Origin of the sequence: Roseomonas genomospecies 6 (assembly GCF_008365375.1) — a bacterium.
Lineage (GTDB): Bacteria > Pseudomonadota > Alphaproteobacteria > Azospirillales > Azospirillaceae > Azospirillum.
Genome location: NZ_QOKW01000007.1, coordinates 111,598 through 136,125, shown reverse-complemented (window position 1 = coordinate 136,125; position 24,528 = coordinate 111,598). Strand labels below are relative to the sequence as shown.

23 protein-coding genes are annotated in these 24,528 nt (G+C 69.1%); 9 read left to right on the top strand and 14 right to left on the bottom strand.

Annotation, left to right across the window (positions count from 1 at the left end):
• Positions 1-2: 2 nt before the first annotated feature.
• Positions 3-380, top strand: coding sequence for a TfoX/Sxy family protein (locus DS843_RS11600; RefSeq protein ID WP_286192057.1), 378 nt, complete (start codon positions 3-5; stop codon positions 378-380).
• Positions 381-385: 5 nt separating this feature from the next.
• On the opposite strand, the gene DS843_RS11595 is transcribed toward DS843_RS11600, so the two are convergent.
• Both DS843_RS11595 and def read right to left on the bottom strand, forming a co-directional pair.
• Positions 386-1,096: a COQ9 family protein gene (locus DS843_RS11595; RefSeq protein ID WP_149469038.1), complete on the bottom strand. Its 711-nt coding sequence runs from the start codon at positions 1,094-1,096 to the stop codon at positions 386-388.
• Position 1,097: 1 nt separating this feature from the next.
• Positions 1,098-1,640: a peptide deformylase gene (def, locus tag DS843_RS11590; RefSeq protein ID WP_149469037.1), complete on the bottom strand. Its 543-nt coding sequence runs from the start codon at positions 1,638-1,640 to the stop codon at positions 1,098-1,100.
• A 215-nt stretch (positions 1,641-1,855) separates the two neighbouring features.
• Between def and rpsU the strand changes: the two genes are divergently transcribed.
• Both rpsU and panB read left to right on the top strand, forming a co-directional pair.
• The gene (rpsU, locus tag DS843_RS11585) at positions 1,856-2,059 is read left to right on the top strand and encodes a 30S ribosomal protein S21 (RefSeq protein WP_012974546.1); all 204 of its coding nucleotides are present in this window, start codon (positions 1,856-1,858) and stop codon (positions 2,057-2,059) included.
• A gap of 194 nt (positions 2,060-2,253) precedes the next feature.
• Complete coding sequence (panB, locus tag DS843_RS11580) at positions 2,254-3,078, top strand: 3-methyl-2-oxobutanoate hydroxymethyltransferase (protein WP_149469036.1); 825 nt, start codon at positions 2,254-2,256, stop codon at positions 3,076-3,078.
• A gap of 44 nt (positions 3,079-3,122) precedes the next feature.
• Here the strand turns inward: panB and DS843_RS11575 are convergent, their stop codons facing one another.
• The 4 genes from DS843_RS11575 to DS843_RS11560 form a co-directional block, all read right to left on the bottom strand.
• Complete coding sequence (locus tag DS843_RS11575; RefSeq protein WP_149469035.1) at positions 3,123-3,410, bottom strand: DUF1330 domain-containing protein; 288 nt, start codon at positions 3,408-3,410, stop codon at positions 3,123-3,125.
• Positions 3,411-3,507: 97 nt separating this feature from the next.
• Positions 3,508-4,902, bottom strand: coding sequence for an NAD(P)(+) transhydrogenase (Re/Si-specific) subunit beta (locus DS843_RS11570; RefSeq protein ID WP_149469034.1), 1,395 nt, complete (start codon positions 4,900-4,902; stop codon positions 3,508-3,510).
• 2 nt (positions 4,903-4,904) lie between these two features.
• Entirely contained in the window at positions 4,905-5,327 is a 423-nt protein-coding gene (locus tag DS843_RS11565) for an NAD(P) transhydrogenase subunit alpha part 2 (protein WP_149469033.1), read from the bottom strand.
• Positions 5,328-5,354: 27 nt separating this feature from the next.
• Positions 5,355-6,530 (bottom strand): Re/Si-specific NAD(P)(+) transhydrogenase subunit alpha, encoded by a 1,176-nt coding sequence (locus DS843_RS11560; protein ID WP_149469032.1) that lies wholly within the window; start codon positions 6,528-6,530, stop codon positions 5,355-5,357.
• Positions 6,531-6,874: 344 nt separating this feature from the next.
• Between DS843_RS11560 and DS843_RS11555 the strand changes: the two genes are divergently transcribed.
• On the top strand, positions 6,875-7,123 hold the full coding sequence (locus DS843_RS11555) for a DUF2312 domain-containing protein (RefSeq protein ID WP_012973951.1): 249 nt from the start codon (positions 6,875-6,877) through the stop codon (positions 7,121-7,123).
• 21 nt (positions 7,124-7,144) lie between these two features.
• On the opposite strand, the gene DS843_RS11550 is transcribed toward DS843_RS11555, so the two are convergent.
• On the bottom strand, positions 7,145-9,361 hold the full coding sequence (locus DS843_RS11550; protein WP_149469031.1) for an anthranilate synthase: 2,217 nt from the start codon (positions 9,359-9,361) through the stop codon (positions 7,145-7,147).
• Between the two features lie 238 nt (positions 9,362-9,599).
• A complete protein-coding gene (locus DS843_RS11545; RefSeq protein ID WP_286192056.1) occupies positions 9,600-10,181 on the bottom strand; it encodes a cation efflux transmembrane domain-containing protein in 582 nt (193 codons plus the stop codon).
• A 298-nt stretch (positions 10,182-10,479) separates the two neighbouring features.
• Here DS843_RS11545 and DS843_RS11540 point away from each other — a divergent pair, with 298 nt between their 5' ends.
• The 3 genes from DS843_RS11540 to DS843_RS11530 all read left to right on the top strand — a co-directional run bounded on the left by DS843_RS11540 (position 10,480) and on the right by DS843_RS11530 (position 15,896).
• Positions 10,480-10,917: a CBS domain-containing protein gene (locus tag DS843_RS11540; protein WP_149469029.1), complete on the top strand. Its 438-nt coding sequence runs from the start codon at positions 10,480-10,482 to the stop codon at positions 10,915-10,917.
• Positions 10,918-11,087: 170 nt separating this feature from the next.
• Entirely contained in the window at positions 11,088-12,077 is a 990-nt protein-coding gene (locus DS843_RS11535; RefSeq protein WP_149469028.1) for a response regulator, read from the top strand.
• A gap of 90 nt (positions 12,078-12,167) precedes the next feature.
• On the top strand, positions 12,168-15,896 hold the full coding sequence (locus DS843_RS11530) for an indolepyruvate ferredoxin oxidoreductase family protein (protein WP_475849093.1): 3,729 nt from the start codon (positions 12,168-12,170) through the stop codon (positions 15,894-15,896).
• Positions 15,897-15,951: 55 nt separating this feature from the next.
• Here DS843_RS11530 and DS843_RS11525 read toward each other — a convergent pair whose 3' ends face one another.
• The 4 genes from DS843_RS11525 to DS843_RS11510 all read right to left on the bottom strand — a co-directional run bounded on the left by DS843_RS11525 (position 15,952) and on the right by DS843_RS11510 (position 19,899).
• The gene (locus tag DS843_RS11525; protein ID WP_149469026.1) at positions 15,952-17,607 is read right to left on the bottom strand and encodes a tetratricopeptide repeat protein; all 1,656 of its coding nucleotides are present in this window, start codon (positions 17,605-17,607) and stop codon (positions 15,952-15,954) included.
• Between the two features lie 25 nt (positions 17,608-17,632).
• Positions 17,633-18,298: an SGNH/GDSL hydrolase family protein gene (locus tag DS843_RS11520; RefSeq protein ID WP_149469025.1), complete on the bottom strand. Its 666-nt coding sequence runs from the start codon at positions 18,296-18,298 to the stop codon at positions 17,633-17,635.
• 150 nt (positions 18,299-18,448) lie between these two features.
• Complete coding sequence (locus tag DS843_RS11515) at positions 18,449-19,390, bottom strand: anti-sigma factor family protein (protein WP_167525270.1); 942 nt, start codon at positions 19,388-19,390, stop codon at positions 18,449-18,451.
• Positions 19,390-19,899 carry a sigma-70 family RNA polymerase sigma factor gene (locus tag DS843_RS11510; RefSeq protein ID WP_149469024.1) on the bottom strand — a complete coding sequence of 170 codons (510 nt, stop codon included), beginning with the start codon at positions 19,897-19,899 and terminating at the stop codon, positions 19,390-19,392. The genes DS843_RS11515 and DS843_RS11510 overlap by 1 nt, the downstream gene beginning before the upstream one ends.
• A 310-nt stretch (positions 19,900-20,209) precedes the next feature.
• Here DS843_RS11510 and DS843_RS11505 point away from each other — a divergent pair, with 310 nt between their 5' ends.
• Positions 20,210-20,506 carry a DNA-binding protein gene (locus tag DS843_RS11505; RefSeq protein ID WP_149469023.1) on the top strand — a complete coding sequence of 99 codons (297 nt, stop codon included), beginning with the start codon at positions 20,210-20,212 and terminating at the stop codon, positions 20,504-20,506.
• Positions 20,507-20,567: 61 nt separating this feature from the next.
• On the opposite strand, the gene DS843_RS11500 is transcribed toward DS843_RS11505, so the two are convergent.
• Positions 20,568-22,490 (bottom strand): propionyl-CoA synthetase, encoded by a 1,923-nt coding sequence (locus DS843_RS11500; RefSeq protein WP_149469022.1) that lies wholly within the window; start codon positions 22,488-22,490, stop codon positions 20,568-20,570.
• 184 nt (positions 22,491-22,674) lie between these two features.
• Complete coding sequence (locus tag DS843_RS11495) at positions 22,675-23,814, bottom strand: extracellular catalytic domain type 1 short-chain-length polyhydroxyalkanoate depolymerase (protein WP_167525269.1); 1,140 nt, start codon at positions 23,812-23,814, stop codon at positions 22,675-22,677.
• Between the two features lie 242 nt (positions 23,815-24,056).
• Between DS843_RS11495 and DS843_RS11490 the strand changes: the two genes are divergently transcribed.
• Complete coding sequence (locus tag DS843_RS11490; RefSeq protein ID WP_149469020.1) at positions 24,057-24,413, top strand: hypothetical protein; 357 nt, start codon at positions 24,057-24,059, stop codon at positions 24,411-24,413.
• The last annotated feature ends 115 nt before the right edge of the window (positions 24,414-24,528 follow it).

The following is a 24,528-nucleotide window of genomic DNA, read 5'->3' as shown; positions in this document are numbered from 1 at the left end:
CCGTGGCCACGGTCAGCGAACTCGTCCGTTTCCTGTGCGAGTCGCTGACGCCCCTGGGCGCCATCACCGCCCGCCGCATGTTCGGTGGCTACGCGGTCTATTGCGACGGAGTCGTCTTCGCGCTGGTGGCCCACAACGTCCTCTATTTCAAGGCGGACGACGGCAACCGTTCCGATTACGAAATGCTGGGCCTTCGCCCCTTCAAGCCGTTCGACGACAAGCCGACGGTCATGCCCTACTTCCCCCCGCCCGAATCGGCGCTTGATGACCCGGATGAGCTTATGCTCTGGGCGCGCCCAGCCCTGGCGGCGGCGATCCGCACCGCCGCCGTGAGAAAGGGCGCCGTGAAGAAGCCGGCGCGCAAAAGAACAAAAGCCTGATCCGTTCAGATGTTCTCCGCCATGTGGGTGGAGGCGCTGTCCACCGGGACGCTGCCGGCAGTGCGCTGGCGGATCTGGCGGGCGAAGCGCGCGGGGCTGGGCAGGTGGCTGAGCAGGCGCCCGGCGCGGCCCATGGCGGACATCGCCTTGCCCATGTTCATGACGTCGTGCAGGCGGCGGTCCACGAAGGCCCAGGTCTCGACATGGCCCTCCGACCGGTCGTCCAGCCAGTAGAAGGTCGCGGAGCTGAGTACCGCGGCAAGCGTGGCGCGCTTGGTGTAATGGTTGAAGTCGGTGGCGGTGTCGCCCGCCGCGAACCACATGGCGTCCACCGTGCGGTACAGCATGCTCAGCCCCAGCCCCAGGTTCTGCGGCATCGCGAGGTAGGCGAGCAGCCGGCGCTTGGCCTCCATGTGGGGCTCCAGCACCTCGAAATGGGTTCGGACGGCCAGCGCGATCTTGTCGCGCACCTTCATCTCGTCCAGCGGATGCTTGTCCAGTTCGGCCAGCATGCGGCGGTCGGTCCAGGCACCGAAATGCTCCACCAACTCCGGCACGCCGCCGGGGAAGGCGCGGTGCATGGTCGCGGCGTCGTAACCGGCCATCTGCGCGCCGTCGCGCAGCGCCTGAAGGCTCCAGCCGTCGAACACGATGTTGGGAAGCGTGGACAGCAGGATGTCGTCCCGCACCACGTCCATGTCCAGGACAGCATCCATGTCAGTCTCTCCCCTCCTGCTGGTCCAGCGCCTCGGCCACATGATGCGCCTCGTCCTTGAACGCCAGATAGCGCAGATCGGTCATCCGGTCGATGTAAAGAACGCCGTCCAGGTGATCGCATTCGTGTTGAATGACGCGGGCGTGGAAGCCCTCCGCCTCCCGCTCGATGGGTTCGCCGTCCAGCCCGACGCCGCGGTAGCGGATTCGCACGAATCGCGGAACGATGCCGCGCAGCTCGGGAATCGACAGGCAGCCTTCCAGGCCGGTCACCAGCGCGTCCCCCAGCGGCTCGACCACCGGGTTGATGAGAACGGTCGGCCCCACCGATTCGCCGCCCGACCGCTCGCCCGGCACGCGGAACACGATCATCCGCAGCGATTCGTGCACCTGCGGGGCCGCCAACCCGACTCCGGGCGCGTCCAGCATGGTGTCGATCATGTCGGACGCCAGCCGACGGATCTCCGGAGCGGTCGGGTCGGGCACGGGGGCCGCGACCTTGCGCAGCACCGGATGCCCCATGCGGGCGATCTTCAACAGGGCCATGCCCTATTATCTGGGCGGTGCGGCCCGGCAGACAATCGCTTTGGCCACGCTTTATCCCCACGGGAATTCCAAGCTTCGAAGACTCCGCTTCACAGGCGGCCCCGTCCGTGCTACACAAAGGTCCACACAAGGGGTGCGCCCGAAAGCGCATGCCTGTCGCATGCCTGTTTGTTGCTTCATGGCAACTCGGCTCACTTGAAAGGGTGACGGTTAACGTGCAAGTTCTGGTCCGAGACAACAACGTCGATCAGGCCCTCCGCGCGCTGAAGAAGAAGATGCAGCGCGAGGGCATTTTCCGGGAAATGAAGCTGCGCCGGAACTACGAGAAGCCCTCGGAGAAGCGCGCGCGTGAGAAGGCTGAGGCGGTGCGTCGCACCCGCAAGCTGCTCCGCAAGCGCATGGAGCGCGAGGGCTATTAATTTCCGGGCGCGTTTCGCGCCGGATTGACAGGCGCACTCCGGTGCGCCGGGCTTCCATGCGCGTTCGCGCGCTTGCCCCTCTTGTGTCTCGCACCTGCCGCCCCGCGATTGCGCGTGGGCGGTTTTGGTGCATCTGCGGTCCGCTTCGCCGCACCAGGGAAAATCTGCCAAGAAAAGAATGGGGAGGGTCGCCAATGAGCGCATCCAAGGACACTCCGCGCGTCTCCGTTCCGGCGCTGCGCGCGCGCAAGGGCGGCGAGCCGATCGTCTGCCTGACCGCCTACACCACCCCGGTCGCCCGGCTTCTGGACCCGCATGTGGACCTGCTGCTGGTCGGCGATTCGCTGGGCATGGTGGTCTACGGCTTCGACAGCACGCTTCCCGTCACGCTCGACATGATGATCGCCCATGGCGCCGCCGTGGTGCGCGGCTCGCGCCACGCCTGCGTGGTGGTCGACCTTCCCTTCGGCAGCTACCAGGAAAGCCCCCAGGTGGCCTTCCGCAACGCCGCCCGCGTCATGGCGGAGAGCGGCGCCCAGGCGGTGAAGCTGGAAGGCGGGCTGGAGATGGCCGAAACGGTCGCCTACCTGACCACCCGCGGCGTCCCGGTCATGGGCCATGTCGGGCTTCTGCCGCAGTCGGTGAACGCTCTTGGCGGCTACAAGGCGGTGGGCCGCGATCCGGAAGCGGCGGAGCGCATCCGCGCCGACGCCCGCGCCATCGCCGAGGCCGGCGCCTTCTCCCTGGTCATCGAGGGCACGATGGAGTCGCTCGCCCGCCAGATCACCGAGGACGTGATCGTCCCCACCATCGGCATCGGCGCCTCCCCCGCCTGCGACGGGCAGGTTCTGGTGTCGGACGACATGTTCGGACTGTTCGGTGAGTTCCAGCCCAAGTTCGTGAAGCGCTATGCCCAGCTCGGCGCCACCATCGGCGAGGCCGCCGCGACCTTCGCCGCCGAGGTGAAGGCCCGCAGCTTCCCCGGTCCGGAGCATTGCTTCGGCGTCAAGAAGGCGTAGGGCGACTGCCTGCAGTTCCCTCTCCCGCCCCGGGAGAGGGAGCGTCAGGCGCCGTCGACCACGATCATCCGGAAGTCGGCGGCGCCCTTCCGCGCCTCGCGTGCCTCACGGTACTCGGGGCTGTCGTAGAAGGCCTTGGCGGCGGCGTAGTCCGGGAATTCCAGGATGACCACGCGGTTGGGCTGCCAGCCGCCCTCCAGCTCCTCCGCCTGCCCGCCGCGGGCGATGAAGCGCCCGCCGTTCTTGGCGACCGCGTTCGGCGTCAGCTTCTTGTAGTTTTCATAGGCCTCGGGATTCGTCACGTTCACATCGGCGATGATGTAGGCGGGCATGGCGTCCTCTCTCCGTTTCTTGTGAGGGCAAAAAAGAACCCCCGAGGCACAGCATGCCTCGGGGGTCCGTGTCACACCACACCCTTGACGGCGCGGGTTACTCCATCGACTTCACGACCTCTTCGGTAACCTTCTTGGCGTCGCCGAAGAGCATCATGGTGTTGGGGCGGAAGAACAGCTCGTTCTCGACACCGGCGTAGCCGGCGGCCATGCCGCGCTTGATGAAGAACACCGTCTTGGCCTTCTCCACGTCGAGGATCGGCATGCCGTAGATCGGCGACTGCGGGTCGGTCTTGGCCGCCGGGTTGGTCACGTCGTTGGCGCCGATCACGAAGGCCACGTCCGCGGTGCCGAAGTCGCGGTTGATGTCCTCCAGCTCGAACACCTCGTCGTAGGGCACGTTGGCCTCGGCCAGCAGCACGTTCATGTGGCCCGGCATGCGCCCCGCCACCGGGTGGATGGCGTACTTGACCTCGACGCCCTCCTTCTTGAGCAGGTCGGCCATCTCGCGCAGCGCGTGCTGGGCCTGGGCCACCGCCATGCCGTAGCCCGGGACGATGATCACCGACTGGGCGTTCTTCATGATGTAGGCCGCGTCCTCCGGCGAGCCGGCCTTCACCGTGCCGCGCTCGCCGCCGCCGGCCGCCGCCGACGCCGCCCCGCCCTCGCCGCCGAAGCCGCCCAGGATGACGTTGAAGATCGAGCGGTTCATGCCCTTGCACATGATGTAGGACAGGATCGCGCCCGACGAGCCGACCAGCGCGCCGGTGACGATCAGCAGGTTGTTCTGCAGCGTGAAGCCGATGCCCGCCGCCGCCCAGCCGGAGTAGCTGTTCAGCATCGAGATCACCACCGGCATGTCCGCCCCGCCGATCGGCAGGATCAGCAGGAAGCCCAGCGCCAGCGCGACCAGCACGATGATCCACATCGCCGCGCCGGAGTTCGACTGCACCAGCCAGATGATGAGCAGGACGGTGAGGACGCCGAGGGCGGCGTTGAGGTGGTGCTGGTAGGGGAAGACCAGCGGCTTGCCGGTGACCAGCCCCTGCAGCTTGGCGAAGGCGACGATGGAGCCGGTGAAGGTGATGGCGCCGATGGCCGTGCCGAGCGCCATCTCGACCAGCGAGCCCTTGGCGATGGCCCCGGGCACGCCGATGCCGTAGGCCTCGGGCGAGTAGAAGGCCGAGAGCGCCACGAACACCGCGGCCAGACCGACCAGCGAGTGGAAGGCGGCGACGAGCTGCGGCAGGGCGGTCATCTCGATCTTCTTGGCGATGACGTAGCCGATGCCGCCGCCGATGGCGATGCCGAGGACGATCATCCAGTAGGACTGGACGATGGGCAGGGCCAGCGTGGTCAGCACGGCGATGGTCATGCCGGCCATGCCGAAGAAGTTGCCCTGGCGGGAGGTCTCCGGGCTGGACAGGCCGCGCAGGGCCATGATGAAGCAGACCGAGGCGACCAGATAGAGAAGGGCGGACAGGGTTTCCATGGTTACTTGCCCTTCTTCTTGAACATCGACAGCATGCGCTGGGTGACCAGGAAGCCGCCGAAGATGTTGACGCTGGCCAGGATGACGGCGAGGAAGCCCATGATCTTGGAGAAGCCGAAGCCGAGCGGGCCGGCGGCGATCAGGGCGCCGACGATGATCACCGAGGACACCGCGTTGGTCACCGCCATCAGCGGCGAGTGCAGCGCCGGCGTCACCCGCCACACCACGTAGTAGCCCACGAAGCAGGCCAGCACGAACACCGTCAGCCCGGTGATGAAGAAGTTGCCGTGGCTCGCCGCGTCCGCCACGGGGGCGGCGTGGCCGAGCGCCGCGGCCTGGGCGGCGAGCGCGTCGATCTGTTGGCCGGCGGCGGCGAGCTGGGCCTTCAGCTCGACGATGCGGTTGGACAATTGAGTCTGATCCATGTGTCTCTCCCTGAATCCGTCCGGCCTTTAGACCGTCTGGCCGGCGAAGGCGGGATGGACGATCTGCCCGTCGCGGGTGAGCGCGATGGCCTTGACGATCTCGTCGTCCCAGTTGAGCGTGACGCGACCCTTTTTGCTGTCCTCGGGGTCCTTGTCGTGCAGCGACTGGAGCAGGGCCAGCAGGTTCTTGGCGTAGAGCAGCGAGGCGCTCTCGGCGATGCGGCTGGGGTAGTTGGCGTGGCCGACGATCTTCACCCCGTTCTCCGTGGTGACGACCTTGCCCAGCTCCGAGCCCTCGACGTTGCCGCCCTGCTCCACCGCCAGATCGATGATGACCGAGCCCGGCTTCATCGAGGCGACATGCTCGCGCGTCACCAGCACCGGAGCCTTGCGTCCGGGGATCAGCGCGGTGGTGATGACGATGTCCTGCTTCTTGATGTGCTCGGCCACCAGCGCCGCCTGCTGGCGCTTGTAGTCGTCGGACATCTCCTTGGCGTAGCCGCCGGACGTCTCGGCCTGTTTGAACTCCTCGTTCTCCACCGCGACGAAGCTGCCGCCGAGGCTCTGCACCTGCTCCTTGACCGCCGGACGGACGTCGGTCGCCGAGACGATGGCGCCCAGACGCTTGGCCGTGGCGATGGCCTGCAGACCGGCCACGCCCACACCCATGATGAAGGCGCGGGCCGGCGGCACGGTGCCCGCCGCGGTCATCATCATCGGGTAGGCCCGGCCGTACTCGCTGGCCGCATCCACCACCGCCTTGTAGCCGGCGAGGTTGGCCTGCGAGGACAGCACGTCCATGACCTGGGCGCGGGTGATGCGCGGCATGAACTCCATGGCCAGCGCGTTGACCCCCGCCGCGGCGTAGGCCGCCACATGGTCGCGGCTGTTGTGCGGGTTGAGGATGCCCAGCAGCAGCGCGCCGCGCGGGATCAGCGCCAGTTCGTCGAGGTCCCCCTCCCCGGCGAGCAGCGGGCGCTGCACCTTCAGAACGATGTCGGCCCCGGCCAGCGCCGAGGCGGCGTCCGGCGCGATCTCCGCTCCGGCGTCCTGGTAGACCCGGTCCGGCAGGTTCGAGCCCAGCCCCGCGCCGGTCTCCACGACCACTTCCAGGCTGAGGGCTTTGAGTTTCTTGACCGTCTCCGGAGATGCCGCGACGCGATTCTCGCCCGCGCGCCGCTCCCTGGGTATGGCGATTTTCATGGTTCTTTATCTCCCCTGCCGCAAGTGGCCGATTTGCGTGCAATCGGCCCAGACCGTCGGCATCAATGCCGGATTTATGTGACTTTGTGAAGCTCTTGAGCGTCGATGGTATTACCAGCGGTGTTGGTGCGGCGCAACAGCCGGGAGAGGCATGGCACGCGCGCGTGCAACGGAAAGCGCAAGGTCGCCCCTTTCGCGACGGCGCGCCATGCGTCTTTCGCACGAGGCGCCCGCCCTGTGGCATCCGCGAACAGGATGCCGGGAGTCCCTTGCCATCGGCGGCGCCCGCCGATATCGTCCGCGCCGGATTCCCCGGAAGCACCCAATTTGAGGTTACCCCAATCATGTCCGACGTCGGCGGCATTGCGGCGGATCGCCTGAAATCCTTCGTCGAGCGCATCGAGCGCCTGGAAGAGGAGAAGCGCGGCCTGCAGGAGGACATCAAGGAAGTCTATGCCGAGGCCAAGGGCACCGGCTTCGACACCAAGATCATCCGGCAGATCATCCGGCTTCGCAAAATGGACAAGGCCGACCGCCAGGAGCAGGAAGCCATCCTGGAACTCTACAAGGAAGCGCTGGGGATGGTGGAGTAACCACCCCCGGCCCCTCCACCATCACGCCGCCGCGTCCGCAAGGATGCCGGCGGCGAACCGGTCCATCACATTCCCCAGAAGGGCGAGGCCAACTCCGCCGTCGAGCGACAGGATCGACTCGGGGTGGAACTGCACCGCGGCGAGCGGAAGCCACCGGTGCTCCACGGCCATGACCAGCCCATCGGCGGTTTCCGCGGTCACCATCAGATCCGCCGGCAGCCCGTCGCGTCGCGCCACCAGCGAGTGGTAGCGACCGACCGTCAGCCTCTCCGGCAAGCCGGCGAACAGCCGCCCGCCCAGCACCCGGATCTCCGCCGCCTTGCCGTGAGCCGGTTCCGGCAGGACGTCCAGGGCGCCGCCGAACCGCTCCACCATTCCTTGCAGCCCCAGGCAGACGCCGAACAGCGGCAGGCCGAGCGCCAGAGCCGTATCGATGGTGCCCGACACGTCGAAATCCGCCGGGCGGCCCGGACCGGGCGACAGGACGACCAGATCGGGCTTCTGAACGGCCAGCTCCGCCCGCGCGTGGCTGTGGCGCAAGGTCGTCACCGACGCGCCGGTCTGGCGCAGGTAATCGGCCAGCGTGTGGACGAAGCTGTCGTCATGGTCCACCAGCAGCACCCGCTTGCCTCGTCCGCCTGAAGGCGCCGCCGGAAGCACGGAGGCCGGAACCGCCGCCGTCCCCCGGATCGCGTCCCCACGGATTGCATCGCGGAAGGCGGCGGCCTTCAGGCGGCATTCGGCGTCCTCCGCCTCCGGGTCGCTGTCGGACAGCAGGGTCGCCCCGGCCCTCACATACGCCATACCCTCGGCCATGCGGATGGTGCGCAGGGTCAGGCCGGTGTCCATGCCCCCGTCGAAACCCAGCCGCCCGAAGGCCCCGCCGTACCAGCGCCGCGGCGACCGCTCGGTGTCCTCCAGGAATTGCATGGCCCAGCGCTTCGGCGCGCCGGTCACCGTCACCGCCCAGGCGTGGGTGAGGAAGGCGTCCAGAGCGTCGAAGCCGGGGCGCAGCCGGCCTTCCACATGGTCCACCGTGTGGATCAGCCGCGAATACAGCTCGATCATCCGCCGCCCGATCACCCGGACGGACCCCGGCTCGCAGACGCGCGCCTTGTCGTTGCGGTCCACGTCGGTGCACATGGTCAGTTCCGCCGCGTCCTTGGCCGAGGTCAGCAGGCGCAGGATCTGGGAGGCGTCGCCCAGCGCGTCGGCGCCGCGCGCCACGGTTCCGGAGATCGGGCAGGTCTCCACCCGCCCGCCGGCCACCCGCACATACATCTCCGGGCTGGCGGCGACGAGGAACTCGCCCCGCCCCAGATTGACGAAGGCTTCATAGGGCGCCGGGTTGGCGGCGCGCAGCCGCCGGAACACCGCCGACGGCGCATCGGCGCAGGGTTCCGCGAAGGTCTGGCCGGGCACCACCTCGAACAGGTCGCCGCGGCGGAAGGCGTCCTTGGCGGTCTCCACCACCCGCTGATACTCGCCGGGCGCGTGGTCGCAGCCCGCCGCGGCGTTGGTGTCGGGGCGGTAGGGGTGGTCGCGCCCGGTCCGCTCCAGCCCCTCCGTGCTTTGCGTCCCGCAGGCGAACTCGTACTCGACGAGCCGCGCAAGTCCCGCCACCGGGTCCAGCGCGACGATCCGGTCCGGCAGGTAGAGCAGCAGATCGCGCTGGTCGTCGGGCCGCTCCAGCCGCAGGCGGATCGGTTCGAACTGGAAGGCGAGGTCGTAGGCGAAGGCACCATAGAGCCCGAGCAGCGGATCGCCGGGAGCGGCGAACAGGTCCAGCACCGCGCGCAGGGCGGAGAAGACGGAGGGCTGACGGCTCCGCTCCTCCTCCGGGAAGGGGTGGTGGGGCTTGCGAACCAGGACGGTGACGCGGGACGGCGCCTCCTCGACGCCGGCCAACGCGTCGAGGCCGCGCAGAGCGGCGGCGACGGCGGGCAGCAGCACCCGGCCCCGCGCGTTCAGCGCGTCGACGCGCAGCGTCCGCCCCCGCGCGGTGACGGCCAGCGGCGGATCGGTGAAGCCCAGGGCGTGGCGGCGGTAGCGGCCCGGCGCCTCCACCCCGCTGGACAGCAGCAGGCCGCGGCGGCGGTCCAGAGCGTCGATCACCGGGTCGAGCGCGCCCCGCGGGTCCAGGGCCGCGGCGCGCCGGGTCACGGTCACGCCCCCCTGCGTTCGGAAATTCAGCGGTTCGAGGAGGTCGGGCGAGGCGAGGACGTCGGCGGGGTACATGAGACGGTCTCCGGTGGTCGATCCGTTGGAGGACGGACACCCGGAGTTCCCTTGCTCGACACCTGTGATTCCCTGGTCAGGAAAAAGGCCGCCCGGAAGCTCCGGGCGGCCTTTCGATGGTCTGTGCGCTCACGCGCGTCGGCTGGCCGGCCCGGTCAGACGGGCCACCACCAACGACGCGAAAGGGAGGGCGCAGCGAAAATCATGGCGCCGAGTTCGCCACAGGGATGCGCCCCTGTCAAGACCCCATTCCCGATCCGGTCGGCCCGGCGGGCGCGTGCCACGCGCGCAGTTCCCCCACCGCCTGCCGCAGCACGGCCAGGGCGGCGGACAGCACCGTCGCGGCGATCACCGCGGCGACCAGATGGTCCGGCCAGCCCTGCCCCATCGTCCACACGCCCGCCGCCGCCATCAGGACCGCGGCGTTCGCCAGCACGCCGTTGCGGGCGCACAGCCATACCGCGCGCAGCGTCGGGCCGCCGCGCCGCCCGGCGAACAGCAGCGCCGCCACCGACAGGTTGGCCCCAAGCCCCAGCAGAGCGACGAGACTCATCACCGGAGCGTCGGGGACGGTGCCGGCATAGGCGCTCCAGGCCGTGGAGGCGGCCACCCACAGCCCCAGCACGGTCAACGCCAGCCCCTTCGCCAAAGACGCCCAGGCGCGCCCCTCCAGCGCCCGGCCCACCATCCACAGGCCGACGCCGTAATTCATCGCGCTCGCCAGGAAATCCAGCGCGTTCGCCCGCAGGGCCATGGACCCCGTCTCGAAGCCGGCGGTCATGGCGATGGCGAACATCAGCCCGTGGACGAGCATCGCCATGCGCAGAACCCGGCGGTAGTCGGCCTGCCGCGCGCCGTTCGGGCTCCCGATGCCTCCGCCGCCTCCGCAAGACCCCCCGCAGCAGTTGCCGGCCATTTCCGATGCTCCCCACGCGCCGCCCACTCGTCAGGGGCACAGGATAAGCCCGGCGATTCGGACGGTCCACGGAATTCAGCGCTCTCTAATATTGCGTCCTTCGGTCTTGCCGAGTCCGATGGCCGCTCCAGCCTCATTTCGAATCGGTTCCCACCGATTCGGCAACCCAAAAGAGGGCCAACCCGAGAAAGGGAGGATGGACATGACCGTCGTTGCCGAGGTTCTGAACCGCAAAGGCCGTACCGTCGCCTCGATCCTGCCGTCCGAGACCATCCGGACCGCCGCCCGCACTCTGACCGAACGGCGCATCGGCGCCCTGGTGGTGTGCGACCGGCGGGGCCGGCTGGCCGGCATCCTGTCGGAACGCGACATCGTCCGCGCCGTGGCGATGCACGGGGCCGATGCGCTGGATCTCCCGGTGGAGGACCTGATGACCCGACAGGTCAAGACCTGCCGCCCGGAGGACACGATCAAGGACCTGATGCAGATGATGACGTTGCGCCGCCACCGCCATGTGCCGGTCTGCAACGACGCGGGGGAGCTTGCCGGCGTGATCTCCATCGGCGACGCCGTCAAGGCCCGGCTGGACGAGCAGGCCCACGAGGTGGCCGTCCTGAAGGATCTGGCGCTGGTCCGCTAGGGGCAGTCCGATCCCCGGACGGGGGAGCCGAAGACCAGGCGCACTCCTTGAGGCGTAGAGGCTCCCCCGGTCGCGCGTCCGATTGGCGCTAACACGTCTCCGCGTCCTGAAATCCCACGGCGGCGTTCGGATATTCGGTACCGCTTCGTTCCCGAACCTTCGGACCCGAGATGCCGCGCCGCTACCCGACACACCTGAAGATCCTGGTCGTCGAGAACAACCCGCTGCTGCTTCGGGCCCTGCGGGACATGCTGGAGCATTGGAGCGTGGGTCAGGTCACCCCCGCGGCCAACGGGCAGGAGGCGATGGAGCTTCTGCGCCGGGAACCCTATGACCTGATGGTCACCGACTGGGTGATGGAACCGGTGGGCGGCGGGCAACTCGTCCGCTGGGTGCGCGGCTCCGCCGCCTGCCTCAGCCCCGACCTGCCGGTCATCGTCCTGACCGCCAACGCCGACGTCGCCACCGTGCGCGCCGCCTGGGACGCCGGTGCGGACACCGTGCTCGCCAAGCCGGCGTCCGCCGCCACCATCGCCCGGCGGATCGAAACGGTGCTGAACAACCCGCGCAAGGGCGGCCGCCCCAGGACCGAGACCACCTCCGCGGAGTCGGAGGCGCGCCCGTCCCAGCCTCCCCCGCGTCCGTCCCTTTCCTCCGGCCCCGTCCCCCTGCGCCTGCCGCCGCCCGTGCCTGTGCCCTTGCCGGGCTCCTTGCCCGGCCTGCCCTCCCCGTCCGGCTCGGGGCCGCTGCGGTCGACCGACCCGAAGATGGTGCGGCTCGTCCTGGCGCTCGACCGTCTGGAGAACGCGCTGGCCCGCCCCGACGCGCTGGGCACCCGGCTGCGCCACGCCGTGTCCGACCTTCAACTGGCCGCCACCGGCAACGCCGCGGCCACCGCCATCGTCGCGTCGCTGTCGACCTGCATCACCTGGGTGGACCATGACGGGGAGAGCTTCAACGAGGCGGTCCAGGCCCACATCGACGCCCTGCGCTGGACCGTCAGCATCGGCGGCGGGTCGGAGTCCGCCGCCGCCCTGCGGGTCATGGTCGGCGCCCTGCGCGCCATGGTCCGCAGCCTCAGCCTGCGCGACGAAGAGAGTCCCGGCCTGTGGCCCGACGGCGCGTCCGGAGCCGGTCGATCCCCCCTGCCGCCCGCCTGAGAACTTCCCATATCCGATAAGAGGCCCTCACCCCGACCCTCCCCTGCGAAAGCGGCGGAGGGTCAGGGTGGGGGCAAGGTTCGAACGCCTATGAACACGAGCGGGAATGTCCCGCCGGAGGGCGATTCCCGCCCGTCCGTTTCACAGCGCTGCGAGCGCCGGACCGTTCCTTGCTTTTTGCAAACGGAGGCCCGGCGCCGGTTGCCGAATAAGACAGCCTTGGTTACCTTTTTGCCTGTCGAACAAACACAAGAAGCGGCGCGGCGAACGCGCCCCGAACAGCGCTTTTCAGGGCGCCACAAAGGGGATGGAACGATGGCTCTCGCAACCGTGACCTTGGATGACAAGTACGCGCTTGAACAAGGGCGCGTGTACCTGACGGGAACCCAGGCGCTGGTGCGCCTTCCGATGATGCAGCGCCAGCGCGATCTTGCCGCGGGGCTGAACACCGCCTGTTTCATTTCGGGTTACCGCGGATCGCCGTTGGGCGGCTTCGACCAGAATTTGTGGAACGCGCGCAAATTCCTGGAGAAGAACCACATCCAGTTCCAGCCCGGCGTGAACGAGGAGCTGGGCGCCACCGCCGTCTGGGGCAGCCAGCAGGTCGGCATGTTCCCGGGCGCAAAGTACGACGGCGTCTATTCCATGTGGTACGGCAAGGGGCCGGGCGTGGACCGCTCCGGCGACGTGTTCAAGCACGCCAACGCCGCCGGCACGTCGCGCAACGGCGGCGTGCTGGTGCTGACCGGCGACGACCACAACGCCAAGTCCTCCACCTTCCCGCACCAGTCCGAACACGCCTTCATGCACGCGATGATCCCCGTGCTGAATCCGTCGGGCGTGCAGGAGATCCTGGATTACGGCCTGATCGGCTGGGCGATGAGCCGCTGGTCCGGCTGCTGGATCGCCATGAAGACGATCGCGGAGACGGTGGACAGCTCGGCCTCCGTGTACATCGACCCGCACCGCGTCAGCCCCGTCATCCCCGCCGATTTCCCGATGCCGCCGGGCGGCCTGAACATCCGCTGGCCCGACCCGCCGCTGGAGCAAGAATACCGGCTGATGAAGCACAAGCTGTACGCCGCCCTGGCGTTCGCGCGTGCTAACCGGCTGGACAAGGTGATGGTGTCCTCGCCGCGCCCGCGCTTCGGCATCGTCACCACCGGCAAGAGCTATCTGGACGTCCGCCAAGCCTTCGACGAGCTGGGCATCACCGAGGAAATGGCCGCCGACTGGGGCATCACCGTCTACAAGGTCGGCATGCCCTGGCCGCTGGAGCGCGACGGTGTGCGCCACTTCGCCGAGGGCCTGGACGAGATCGTCGTGGTCGAGGAGAAGCGCGCGGTCATCGAGAACCAGCTCAAGGAGCAGCTCTACAACTGGCACCCCGACGTCCGCCCGAAGGTGGTCGGCAAGTTCGACGAGCATGGCGAATGGATTCTCCCCTCCGCCGGTGAACTCTCGCCCGCCCAGATCGCCGTGGTCATCGGGCGTCGGCTGGAGCGCTTCGTGGACAACGAGAACCTGAAGCGCCGCGTCGCCTTCCTGGACGCGCAGGAGAAGCAGAAGGCCCATCAGGCCCGCGTGATCCGCAAGCCGACCTTCTGCTCCGGCTGCCCGCACAACACCTCCACCCATGTGCCGGACGGCAGCCGGGCGCTGGGCGGCATCGGCTGCCACTACATGGCGACGTGGCTGGACCGCAAGACCGACACCTTTACCCAGATGGGCGGCGAGGGCGTGCCCTGGGTCGGGCAGGCGCCCTTCACCGAGGAGAAGCACATCTTCGCCAACCTGGGCGACGGCACCTACTACCACTCCGGCATCCTGGCGATCCGGCAGGCCATCGCGGCGAAGGCCAACATCACCTACAAGATCCTGTTCAACGACGCCGTGGCGATGACCGGCGGCCAGCCGGTGGACGGCACGCTGACCGTGCAGTCGCTCGCCAACCAGCTCCGCGCCGAGGGCGTGGGCCGCATCGTCGTCGTGTCCGACGAGCCGGAGAAGTACGGCATCGGCGACGGCCTGCCCCAATACACCACCATCGAGCACCGCGACGACCTGGAGCGCGTGCAGAAGGAGATGCGCGAGGTTTCCGGGGTCAGCGTCCTGATCTACGACCAGACCTGCGCCACCGAGAAGCGCCGCCGCCGCAAGCGCGGCAAGATGGTCGATCCGGCCAAGCGCGTGATCATCAACGAGCTGGTCTGCGAGGGCTGCGGCGACTGTTCCGTGAAGTCCTCCTGCGTGTCCGTCGTCCCGCTGGAGACGGAATTCGGGCGCAAGCGCCAGATCGACCAGTCGAGCTGCAACAAGGACTATTCCTGCACCAAGGGCTTCTGCCCCAGCTTCGTGACGGTGGAGGGCGGGCAACTCCGCAAGCCCAAACCTGCCGCCGCCAAGGCCGGGGCCGATCCGTCCGACCTGCGCCCCCCCACCCTGCCCGCGCTCGACCGGCCCTGGGGCATCTACGTCACCGGCGTCGGCGGCACCGGCGTGGTGACCATCGGCGCCCTGCTGGGCATGGCCGCCCACATCGAGGGCAAGGGCGTCGGCGTTCTGGACATGACCGGCCTCGCCCAGAAGGGCGGCGCGGTGACCAGCCACATCCGCATCGCCGCCACGCCGGAGGACATCCATTCCGTCCGCATCGCGGCGGGCGGGGCCGACGCGGTGGTGGGCTGCGACCTGATCGTCGCGGCGGCGGGCGACGCCCTGTCCAAGATGGCGCACGGCCACACCCGCGCGGTCATCAACACCCATGACACCATCACCGTGGACTTCCTGAAGAAGCCGGACTTCGCGGTGCCGGTCCGCGATCTGGTCGCCGACATCCGAAAGGCTTGCGGCGAAGGAGCGGTGAACGCCTTCGACGCGACCAAACTGGCGACCGCGCTGATGGGCGACAGCATCGCCACCAACCCCTTCCTGATGGGCTATGCGTGGCAGAAGGGGCTGATCCCGATCTCCGCCGACGCCATCCTGAAGGCCATCGAGCTGAACGGCGTGGCGGTGAAGATGAACACCGACGCCTTCAACTGGGGCCGCCGCGCCGCCATCGATCTGGCCGCCGTGGAAGCCGCGGCCAACCCGCCGCAGGAGCAGGCGTCCGCTCATGACCTGTTCATCCTCGACCAGCGCCGCCCCTCGGCCAATCTGGACGAGGCCATCGCCCGTCGCACCGCCTTTCTGACCGACTATCAGGACGCGGCCTACGCCAGCCGCTACCACGCGCTGGTCGACTGGGCGCGGCGCGTGGAGGGGCAGAAGGTCCCCGGTTCCACCGCCCTGACGGAGGCCATGGCCAAGGGCTACTTCAAGCTTCTGGCCTACAAGGACGAGTATGAGGTGGCGCGGCTCTACACCGACACCGGCTTCGTCGAGCAGGTCGGGCGCATGTTCGAGGGCGATTACAAGCTCGTCTTCCACATGGCCCCGCCGGTACTGGGCGAGACCGGCGAGGACGGCGGCGAGCCGAAGAAGAAGCGCTTCGGTCCCTGGATGCTGAAGGCTCTGCGCCTGCTCGCCAGGGGGAAGCGCCTGCGCGGCAGCCCGCTCGACCCCTTCGGCTGGCTGGCCGAACGCCGCATGGAACGCCGCCTGATCGTGGAGTATGAGGCCACCATGGGCGAAATCCTGCACGGCCTGACCCGCGACAACCTCGCCACGGCGGTGGAGATCGCCCGCCTTCCGCAGGAGATGCGCGGTTACGGCCCGGTGAAGGCCCGCAATGTGGAAGCGGCCAAGGCGAAGGAGGCCGCCCTGCTCGACGGCTTCCGCCAGCCCGCCGCCCCGCAGCCGATGGCGGCGGAGTGAATGGCGGCGAAGTAAGGAGCGTCACCCCCACGCCCCATCGGCGGCGTGGGGGGTTTTACGCCGAAGCCATTGCCGCCAGATCGCGGCGCAGCCGCTCCACCGGCTCCGTCCAGTCGCCGAAGACGGATTGGCGGTAGAGACGCGCGGTCGGGTACCAGGGTGAATCCGTCCTTCCGCACATCCAGCGCCACTCCGCCCCCTGGTCGAGCAGCACCGCCACCGGCTTCCCCAGCGCCCCGGCGAGGTGGGCCACGGCGGTGCAGGGACTGATGACGATGTCCAGCGCCTGGATCGCGGCGGCGGTGTCCGCGAAGTCCCGCAACTCCATTCCGAGGTCGAGCACCGGCCCGAGCGGGCTGCGGCGCGCCAGTTCCTCCCGCCCATGGGCGACCTGGAGCAGGACCGCCGTCACGCCCGGAACGCCGGTCAGCGGCAGCACCGCCTCCAGCCCCGGCGAGCGCTGGCGGTGATAAGGAAAGGCGATCGAGCCGGACCAGACCAGACCGGCTTTCACCCTCCGCAGCCCGGCCAGCCGGTCCGCCCACCGCCGCGCCGCCGCTTCCGGAGCGCGCAGATAGGGGACGGCGGCGGGCACGCTCTCCAGATCGGTGCCCATCCGATGGATCAGGCTCATGATGGGAACCTGAAGGTCGTGGGCCGGCGGCGGGCCGTCGATGCCGGACAGCCCGTCCACCACCCCCGACGCGCGGAACAGGTCGAGCAGCCCCTCCGGCCCGTGGAAGACCACGCGCATCCCCTGCGCCCGCAGCAGCGGGGCGTAGCGGATGAACTGGATGGCGTCGCCATGTCCGCGGTCGGCGTGGATCAGCAGCGTCCTGCCCGGCTGAACCCGCCCGTCCCAGACGGGCCGGTCGTAGGACCGGGACGGCGCGAAGGCGGGCAGGCTCAGCCGCGCCTCGTATTCCGCCGCCCCGTCGCGTAGGCGCCCGGTCAGCATCAGAAGCGTCCCCCGCCCCGCCCGCGCCGCGTCCATCCCCGGCGACAGGCGCAAGGCGCGGTCGAAGGCGGTCTCCGCCGGGACGACCGCGTGCCGGCCCAGCCCGGCGAAGCCCAGGTTGGCCCAATGCTCGGCCACGGACGGATCGAGCGCCACGGCCCGGCGCAGGGCGACACGCGCCTCGTCCTGCCGCCACGCCCCCAGCAGAGCGGCCCCCGCGGCTCCCCAGGCCGCCGCCGTGCCGCGCAACGCCGCAAGCCGGACGAAGGTGTCGGCCGCTTCCCCTTGCCGCCCCGCCTTGTCCAGAGACTCCGCCATGTTGTTCAGGCTGCGGGCGTGGCCGGGGGCCAGCGCCAGGGCAAGCCGGTAGAGCGTCAGCGCGGCGGCGAAGCTCCGCGCGCCCAGCCGCAGGTCGCCCAGATCGCAGGCGAGATCGGGGGACAGGACGCCACGGCGCACCGCGCCGGCCAACAACGCCGCCGCCCGGTCGGCCCGGCCCTGCCGTTTCAGGCATTCCGCCTGGCTGCGCGCGTAGACGGGGTTGTCCGGCGCGCAGGCGGAAGCCCGGCGGAAGCCCGCCTCCCCTCCGGCGGGATCACCGGCGGAGACGGCCAGCACGCCCAGGATGTTCCAGGCTTCGCCATGGCCGGGCGCCAGAGCCAGGGCGCGAGCGACCTGCCGCTCCGCCCCCGCCCGGTCCCCCCGCTGGAGGGCGGCGGCGCCCGCACGGAGGAACTCCATCGCGTCGCTCACGAAGACTCCTGTGCTGACGATAGGGTCATGGCGGCAGGTCCAGCGCGTTCAGGGCCTCCGCCCAGACCTCGGCGGCGCGGATGGGGTGCAGGTGGTGGTCGCCGGGGTTCGGGCTGCGAAAATCCTCGGCGACCAGCCCGGTGGCCGGGTCGGTGATGCGCGTCGTGATGTCGATGAAGGGCAGCCCGCGCGCCTCCGCCTCGTCCCGAAGGCGGGCGTTGTAGCGGTGGGTCAGGTCGGTGCGCTGGCGCAGAGTTGCGGTCACCTCGTGCCGGGCGCGGGCGACCTTGCCCCAGGTCTGGCCGTCGCGGATCGTCGGCAGCACCGCCCCGGTCAGCACCAGCGTGGGGTAGCCGCCGTCCAGCAGATCATCAACGAAGGCGGCGCAGGCGGCCACCGATTCCTCCATCTGGCGGTCCACGCAATCCCCATGCCTCTGCGCCCGCCACCAGATGACGAAGCCGCAATCCACCTCGCCGAGCTGGATGACGGGGATCGTGTCCGGATGGGCGGGGAGCAGGGCTTCCTTGAAGCGGGCGACGGCGTGGGTGTGGCTTTCCGGGTTGCGCAGCCCGATGGAGGTGGCGCCGGGCACGGCCAGACAGCGCGCCGGGCGATTCAGCAATTGCAGATTGGCGGCGACGTCGAAGGATTGCACATGGCTGTCGCCGATGAAGTACCAGTCCCGCATGCTTCCGGACAGCCTCGATCAAAACACAAGCCCCAGCGTTGGGCCCCCACCCAACCCTCCCCCACCTTCGGCGGGGGAGGGCTTCATCTCCTCCCCCCGCGAAGTGGGGGGAGGCCGGGAGGGGGGCCCAACACAAACACTCTCCACCCGTTAGCTGTCCTTCGGCTTGTGCGTGTCGCTGATCGGCTGGACGCCGTTCGGCTGCTGGTCCTGCTGCGGCTGGGGTTGCTGGTCCTGCGGGGGTTGCTGGTTCTGCTGGGGCGGCGGCTCGGGGCGGCGCGGGCCGGCCTTGACGTCGTTGTAGACGGCCTCGGCGATGCGGAGCAGGTCCTCCTTGGGCATGCGACCGGCCAGCGCGTAGGCCAGCGGGCCTTCCACCCAGTAGATGGTCGCCACGTCGCCGTTCTGGGAGAAGCCGAACTTGGCCGGGTTGCCGGAGCGCGGGGCGCCGACGAACAGGGTGACGCGCTTGTTGGCGTCGTTCACGTACATGTACTGGGCGCCGGCCCCCTGTTCGGTGGGCAGCGACCGCCCGCCGATCAGCCGCAGGCCGACCTTGCCCAGGTCCGGGCCGAAGACATCGCGCCCGACGCGCTTGGACAGCCAACTGTTCAGCTCGTCCTGGTTGTCGGCGCCAAGCTCCACCTGGAAGCGCTCGTCGGAGGTGTAGAAGCGGTGGGCCTGGCTGGCCTCCTCGGCGAAGGTCTGGAGCGTCTGGCGCTGCTGGACGACGGGCAGTTCGTTGACGGCGCCGCGGCCCAGCCAGCCGCCGCCGGCACCGGCCACGACCAGCATCACCGCCGCGGCCATGCGCACCCAGGAACGACCGTGCCAGGGTGCGGCGTTGTCGTTGCCGGGCAGGCGCCCGCGCAGCTTGTCCGTCAGTTCCTCGACCGGGCTTCCGGCCGGTTCGCGCAGCACGGGATCGAAGAGGTCGTGCAGCAGCGCGGCCTGGGCGCGGTAATCCTCCGCCCGGCGGGCGGCATCCGGGTCGTCGGCCAGCCATCGCTCCACGAAGAGCCGGCGTTCCGGAGCCAGTTGCCCATCCACGTAGGCATGCAGTTCGTCGTCCGTTACGCAATGCGCGTTCATCACTTCACCCGCCTGAGGGTTACCGAACCCTCGTTCGCCAGCTTCGCCCTGACCGCCTCGCGCGCCCGCGAGAGGCGCGACATGACGGTCCCGATCGGCACGCCGAGCATCTCGGCGACCTCATCGTATTTCAGGCCCTCCAGCGCGACGAGAAGCAGCACCTTGCGCTGTTCCTCCGGCAGTTCGTCGAGAGCGCGCATCATCTCGCGCAACTCCACCCGTTCCTCCTGCCGGGCCGGCGTCACCAGCTTCGACTCGACGCTGTCCACATCGACCTCGTCGGGCCGCGACGCTTTGGAGCGGACCTGATTGACGTGGACGTTGTGCAGGATGGTGAAAAGCCACGCCCGCAGGTTCGTCCCCGCCTTGAAGGTGTCGGCGCGCGCCACCGCGCGCGTCAACGCCTCCTGCACCAGATCCTCGGCATCCGAACGGTTGCGCAGCAGCGCACGCGCATAGCGGCGCAGCGACGCGATGTGGACTTCCAGCTCGACCCCGAACGTGCTCAAACGCGCACCCGATTGTTGCCTCGAAGGCTCCACGGACCGCCGGGTGGCGGATCATGGCGCTCCTTCAGGTAGGAACGGGCGGCGCGCCCTCCCAGGGCCGAGCCCGACACAGGACCCGGTACGCCAGGGAGAACACGCCCCGTTTATCGTTTATTCCAGACTTTGATGCCCGTGCAGCAAAAATCCGGCAAAATCTTGGCGAGGCCGGAAGGACGCAGCTTGTGTCATATCGCCGCTGGGCGCGGATGAGCCGCCGAAACCGGCGCGCGGCTTGGCAAAATCCACCGCGCTGCATCACAAGGGCGGGGCCATGGCACGCCATCACGACACCATCGAGATCCTGGTCACCGCCCGCCATCTGGAGGCGCAGGGCATCCGCCCGACCGCGCGCATGGTGCGGCTGGCGCTGGGCGGCGGAAGCAACGCGGCCATCGCCCAGGCGCTGGCCATGGCGGAGCTGACCCCGCTGGAGGAACTGATCCGGCGGCGCCGCGATCAGCTCGACCTCGATATCGCCAACGCCCGCCGCGCGCTGGCCGAGTTGGAGGCGGAGCAGGCCCGGCTGGACGAGCTGGCCGACTCCCTGAACGCTCTGGACAAGGCGTAGCCAAAAAAGAAAACCCCTCCCCCGGACCAGGCCGGGGGAGGGGCATCGGACGCAGGACCGCTCAATTGCCCTGATGCGACTTGGCGTAGCCCAGCGACTGGAGCGCCTCGGCGATTTCCGGCAGGATGCCCGGATCGTCGATGGTCGCGGGGGTCTTGTACTCCTGGTTGTCGGCGATCTTCTGCATGGTGCCGCGCAGGATCTTGCCGGAGCGGGTCTTCGGCAGGCGCTCCACCACCACCGCGCGCTTGAAGTCGGCGACCGGGCCGATCTGCTCGCGAACGAGTTGGACGACCTCCTTCACGATGTCCTCGTGCGGGCGGGTCACGCCGGCCTTCAGGCACAGGAAGCCCAGCGGCACCTGCCCCTTCAGATCGTCGGCCACGCCGATGACCGCGCATTCCGCCACGTCCTTGTGGCTGGCCAGAACCTCCTCCATGCCGCCGGTGGACAGGCGGTGGCCGGCGACGTTGATGATGTCGTCGGTGCGGGCCATGATGTAGACGTAGCCGTCGTCGTCGATGAAGCCCGCGTCACCGGTCTGGTAATAGCCGGGGTAATCGGACAGGTAGGACTTCTTGTAACGGTCGTCGGCGTTCCACAGCGTCGGCAGCGTGCCCGGGGGCAGCGGCAGCTTCACGCAAATGGCGCCGATGTCGCCGCGCGGCACCTCCTTGTTCTCGGCGTTCAGGATCTGCACGTCCCAGCCCGGCATCGGGCGGGTGGCGGAGCCGTACTTGATCGGGAACAGATGCACGCCCAGCGGGTTGCCGGAAATCGCCCAGCCGGTCTCGGTCTGCCACCAATGGTCGATGACCGGAACGTTCAGATTGTCCTCGGCCCAATGCAGCGTGTCGGGGTCCGACCGCTCGCCGGCCAGGAACAGGGCGCGGAAGTGCGACAGGTCGTACTTCTTCAGAAGCTCGGCGTTCGGGTCCTCGCGCTTGATGGCGCGGAAGGCGGTCGGGGCGGTGAACAGCGTCCCGATCTTGTGCTGCTCGATCACACGCCAGAAGGTGCCGGCGTCCGGCGTGCCGACCGGCTTGCCCTCGAACACCACCGTCGTGCAGCCGTGCAGCAGCGGGCCATAGACGATGTAGGAGTGGCCGACCACCCAGCCCACGTCCGACGCCGCCCAGTACACCTCGCCCGGCTGGACGTTGTAGATGTTCTTCATCGTCCACTTCAGCGCCACGGCGTGGCCGCCGTTGTCGCGGATGACGCCCTTCGGCTGGCCCGTGGTGCCGGAGGTGTAGAGGATGTAGAGCGGGTCGGTCGCGGCCACCGGCACGCATTCCGCCGGCTCGGCCTTGGCGACGGCCTCCGCCCAATCGACGTCGCGGCCCTCGACCAGGGTCGCGGTCTCCTGCGGGCGCTGGAAGACGATGACGCTGGACGGCTTGTGCTCCGCCTGCTCGATGGCGGCGTCCAGCATCGGCTTGTACTTGACGATGCGGTTCGGCTCGATGCCGCAGGAGGCCGACACGATGGCCTTCGGCTTGGAATCGTTGATGCGGGTCGCCAGCTCATGCGGGGCGAAGCCGCCGAACACCACCGAATGCACGGCGCCCAGACGCGCGCAGGCCAGCATGGCGACCAGCGACTGCGGGATCATCGGCATGTAGAGGATGACGCGGTCGCCCTTCTCCACGCCCTGGGCGCGCAGCGCGCCGGCGAAGCGGGCGACCTGATCCTGAAGTTCGGAGTAGGTGATGGTCTGCACGGTCTTGGTGACCGGGCTGTCGTAGATGATCGCCGCCTGGGCGCCGCGTCCGGCCTCCACATGGCGGTCCACGGCGTTGTAGCAGGTGTTCAGGACGCCGCCCGTGAACCAGCGGTAGAAGGGCGCGTTGCTGTCGTCCAGCACCTTGTCCCAACGCTTGATCCAGGTGATGTCCTCCGCAGCCTCGCCCCAGAACCCATCGGGATCGGACAGAGAGCGGGCGTGGATCTGGTTGTAGCGATCGGCCGAGCTTTGGCTCATGGGGAGCGTCCCTTATATTTTGTTTGGTTCGCGTTTCTCCGCAGCCGCGCAATGAACGTTCACGCAGCGGCCCCAATCTGCGTCAAAGCTGCACCGTTTGGCAAACGGCATTCCGGAAGGTGCGGCGGGCTGTCGCACCACTTCTGTCAGTGTTACCCCCGCCCGCCGCTGCTCCCGCGGGTGGTCAGGGCTCCAGTTGCAGGAAGCCGGCGGCCAGCGCCGCGCCGCAGAACCCGACATCCTCGATGTAGGTCTTCTTGTCGGACGCACGGACCCGCCCGCAGGGGCGCTGCGGGTTGCCGGTGTCGATGGGCATGACGTGGCCGACGTCCTTCAGGAGAACCGTTTCCACCCACGGCGCGTTGGCGCCCGCCGGGGCGTAGCCCTGCCGCACGGCGCGCTCGGGCCAGGAGGGCTCCTGCCCGATGACCACCGGGGAATCCGCCTTCAGGCCATGGAAGGCCGTCCACTGGTTCGTCAGGTAGAGGGCGTTCTGCGGGTCCACGGTGCAGTCCGCCGTTCCCTGCACGATCAGCACCCGCGGGCGCCCCGCCGGGTGCCGGGCGCCCTGGATCGCCTTCGCCCATTCGCGGCTGTCGTAGCCGCCGGACCGCGCCTTCACCTCGCCGCAGGAGCGCATGACCGAAATGCCGCAGAGCGAGGCTGCGGACTGCATGCTCTGGGCGCACAGCGCCGGCACGCCCGCGAACAGCGCCCCGCCCGCGAAGAGCTGCGGATAGTCGGCCAGCAGGGTCGCCGCCATGCCCGCCCCCGCCGACAGGCCGGTGACGGAGACGCGCTCCGCGTCCACCGCCGGGCCGTCGGCGCCCAGCCCCTTGCCGGAGACGACGGCGCCGACCATCGAGGCGATGGCCGCCGCCTCGCGCGGGATGAAGCCCTTCAGCGGGCTGTTCAGCCGGTCGGCGAAGTTGAAGCAGCCCAGCGGGTTGCCGTAGCGCCCGAAGCCCCCCGTTCCCACCATGGACAGCAGGTTGTGCTTCTGCGCCGGCATCAGGGCGACGAAGCCGTGGGCGTCGGCCATGTCCTTCCAGCCGGAATCCTCGAAGAAGGTCCAGGCGTCCTGCTCGCAGCCGTGCAGCAGGACCAGCAACGGCGCCTTGCCGCGCGCCCGCGCGGCGTCCGGCACATAGACCAGCGCCGACAGGGCGGTGCCCCGCGCGTCGTAGGTGCCGGCGGGCAGTTCGACCGGCACCGGCGGGGCCGCAGTCGGTGCCTGGGACGGGGCCGCAGCGGCGGGCAACAGCCCCGACAGGACGAACAGCGCCGCCGCCACCGGCCGTTTCAAGTATGCGCACAAGGACACCACAGCCATCTCCTTCCGAAACCGGGTCGCTCGATTCGCTGAAAGCCAAATCAGCGCAACGCCATCCATGAAGAACGGGCAATCATGTCTTGTGAACCGCAAATATCGAAAGGCCATGGGGCCGCGCATACTTGCGTATGATGATCTTCGATTTGGGGACGGCGTTTCCGCCTCCCGGCGCCACCAACCGGTGCCGTCCATGTCTCTGGCCTAACGGGGGCGGGGGCGTTATGCATGTCCCCATGAGCATCGACCCGCCGATCACGGGCATCCGCCCGATCCTGACCGTCGTCCACCCCAACGGCGAGCGGCTGATCGTGGCCCGGCTGACCAATCTGGGCGGGTCCAGCCAGTCCAACCGCTTCGTGCTGCGCCGCGCCGATTTCCGCGCCCCGTGGGAGCAGCCGGACAAGGGCTATTTCGGTTACGCGGAGGTCGCCCGCGCGCTGGACGGCAACGGCTGGCGCGGCTGCGCCATCGAGGCGATGCCCACCACCGATCTGGAGGAGCGGCGGACCCGCCAGCTCGCCCGCAAGAAGCTGCATCTGCAATGCGTGGAGGCGGCGATCCGCCGCGCGCAGGAAAGCCCGGCGACCTGACGCGCCTCCCGACGTGGTCTTCCCCCAAACAGGCGCGGCGCTTATATCCCCTTCCAAGCACAGAACGGAGGGATCGATGACCCGCAACGCCGCCCGGCACCCGATTGGCATTCAC

Excerpts from the sequence above, each read along its gene's own strand:
- DS843_RS11595 (WP_149469038.1), bottom strand. The coding sequence starts at position 1,096 with ATGGATGCTGTCCTGGACATGGACGTGGTGCGGGACGACATCCTGCTG.
- def (WP_149469037.1), bottom strand. The coding sequence starts at position 1,640 with ATGGCCCTGTTGAAGATCGCCCGCATGGGGCATCCGGTGCTGCGCAAG.
- panB (WP_149469036.1), top strand. The coding sequence starts at position 2,254 with ATGAGCGCATCCAAGGACACTCCGCGCGTCTCCGTTCCGGCGCTGCGC.
- DS843_RS11575 (WP_149469035.1), bottom strand. The coding sequence starts at position 3,410 with ATGCCCGCCTACATCATCGCCGATGTGAACGTGACGAATCCCGAGGCC.
- DS843_RS11570 (WP_149469034.1), bottom strand. The coding sequence starts at position 4,902 with ATGGAAACCCTGTCCGCCCTTCTCTATCTGGTCGCCTCGGTCTGCTTC.
- DS843_RS11565 (WP_149469033.1), bottom strand. The coding sequence starts at position 5,327 with ATGGATCAGACTCAATTGTCCAACCGCATCGTCGAGCTGAAGGCCCAG.
- DS843_RS11560 (WP_149469032.1), bottom strand. The coding sequence starts at position 6,530 with ATGAAAATCGCCATACCCAGGGAGCGGCGCGCGGGCGAGAATCGCGTC.
- DS843_RS11555 (WP_012973951.1), top strand. The coding sequence starts at position 6,875 with ATGTCCGACGTCGGCGGCATTGCGGCGGATCGCCTGAAATCCTTCGTC.
- DS843_RS11550 (WP_149469031.1), bottom strand. The coding sequence starts at position 9,361 with ATGTACCCCGCCGACGTCCTCGCCTCGCCCGACCTCCTCGAACCGCTG.
- DS843_RS11545 (WP_286192056.1), bottom strand. The coding sequence starts at position 10,181 with ATGGCGATGCTCGTCCACGGGCTGATGTTCGCCATCGCCATGACCGCC.
- DS843_RS11540 (WP_149469029.1), top strand. The coding sequence starts at position 10,480 with ATGACCGTCGTTGCCGAGGTTCTGAACCGCAAAGGCCGTACCGTCGCC.
- DS843_RS11535 (WP_149469028.1), top strand. The coding sequence starts at position 11,088 with ATGCCGCGCCGCTACCCGACACACCTGAAGATCCTGGTCGTCGAGAAC.
- DS843_RS11530 (WP_475849093.1), top strand. The coding sequence starts at position 12,168 with ATGAACACGAGCGGGAATGTCCCGCCGGAGGGCGATTCCCGCCCGTCC.
- DS843_RS11520 (WP_149469025.1), bottom strand. The coding sequence starts at position 18,298 with ATGCGGGACTGGTACTTCATCGGCGACAGCCATGTGCAATCCTTCGAC.
- DS843_RS11515 (WP_167525270.1), bottom strand. The coding sequence starts at position 19,390 with ATGAACGCGCATTGCGTAACGGACGACGAACTGCATGCCTACGTGGAT.
- DS843_RS11505 (WP_149469023.1), top strand. The coding sequence starts at position 20,210 with ATGGCACGCCATCACGACACCATCGAGATCCTGGTCACCGCCCGCCAT.
- DS843_RS11500 (WP_149469022.1), bottom strand. The coding sequence starts at position 22,490 with ATGAGCCAAAGCTCGGCCGATCGCTACAACCAGATCCACGCCCGCTCT.
- DS843_RS11490 (WP_149469020.1), top strand. The coding sequence starts at position 24,057 with ATGAGCATCGACCCGCCGATCACGGGCATCCGCCCGATCCTGACCGTC.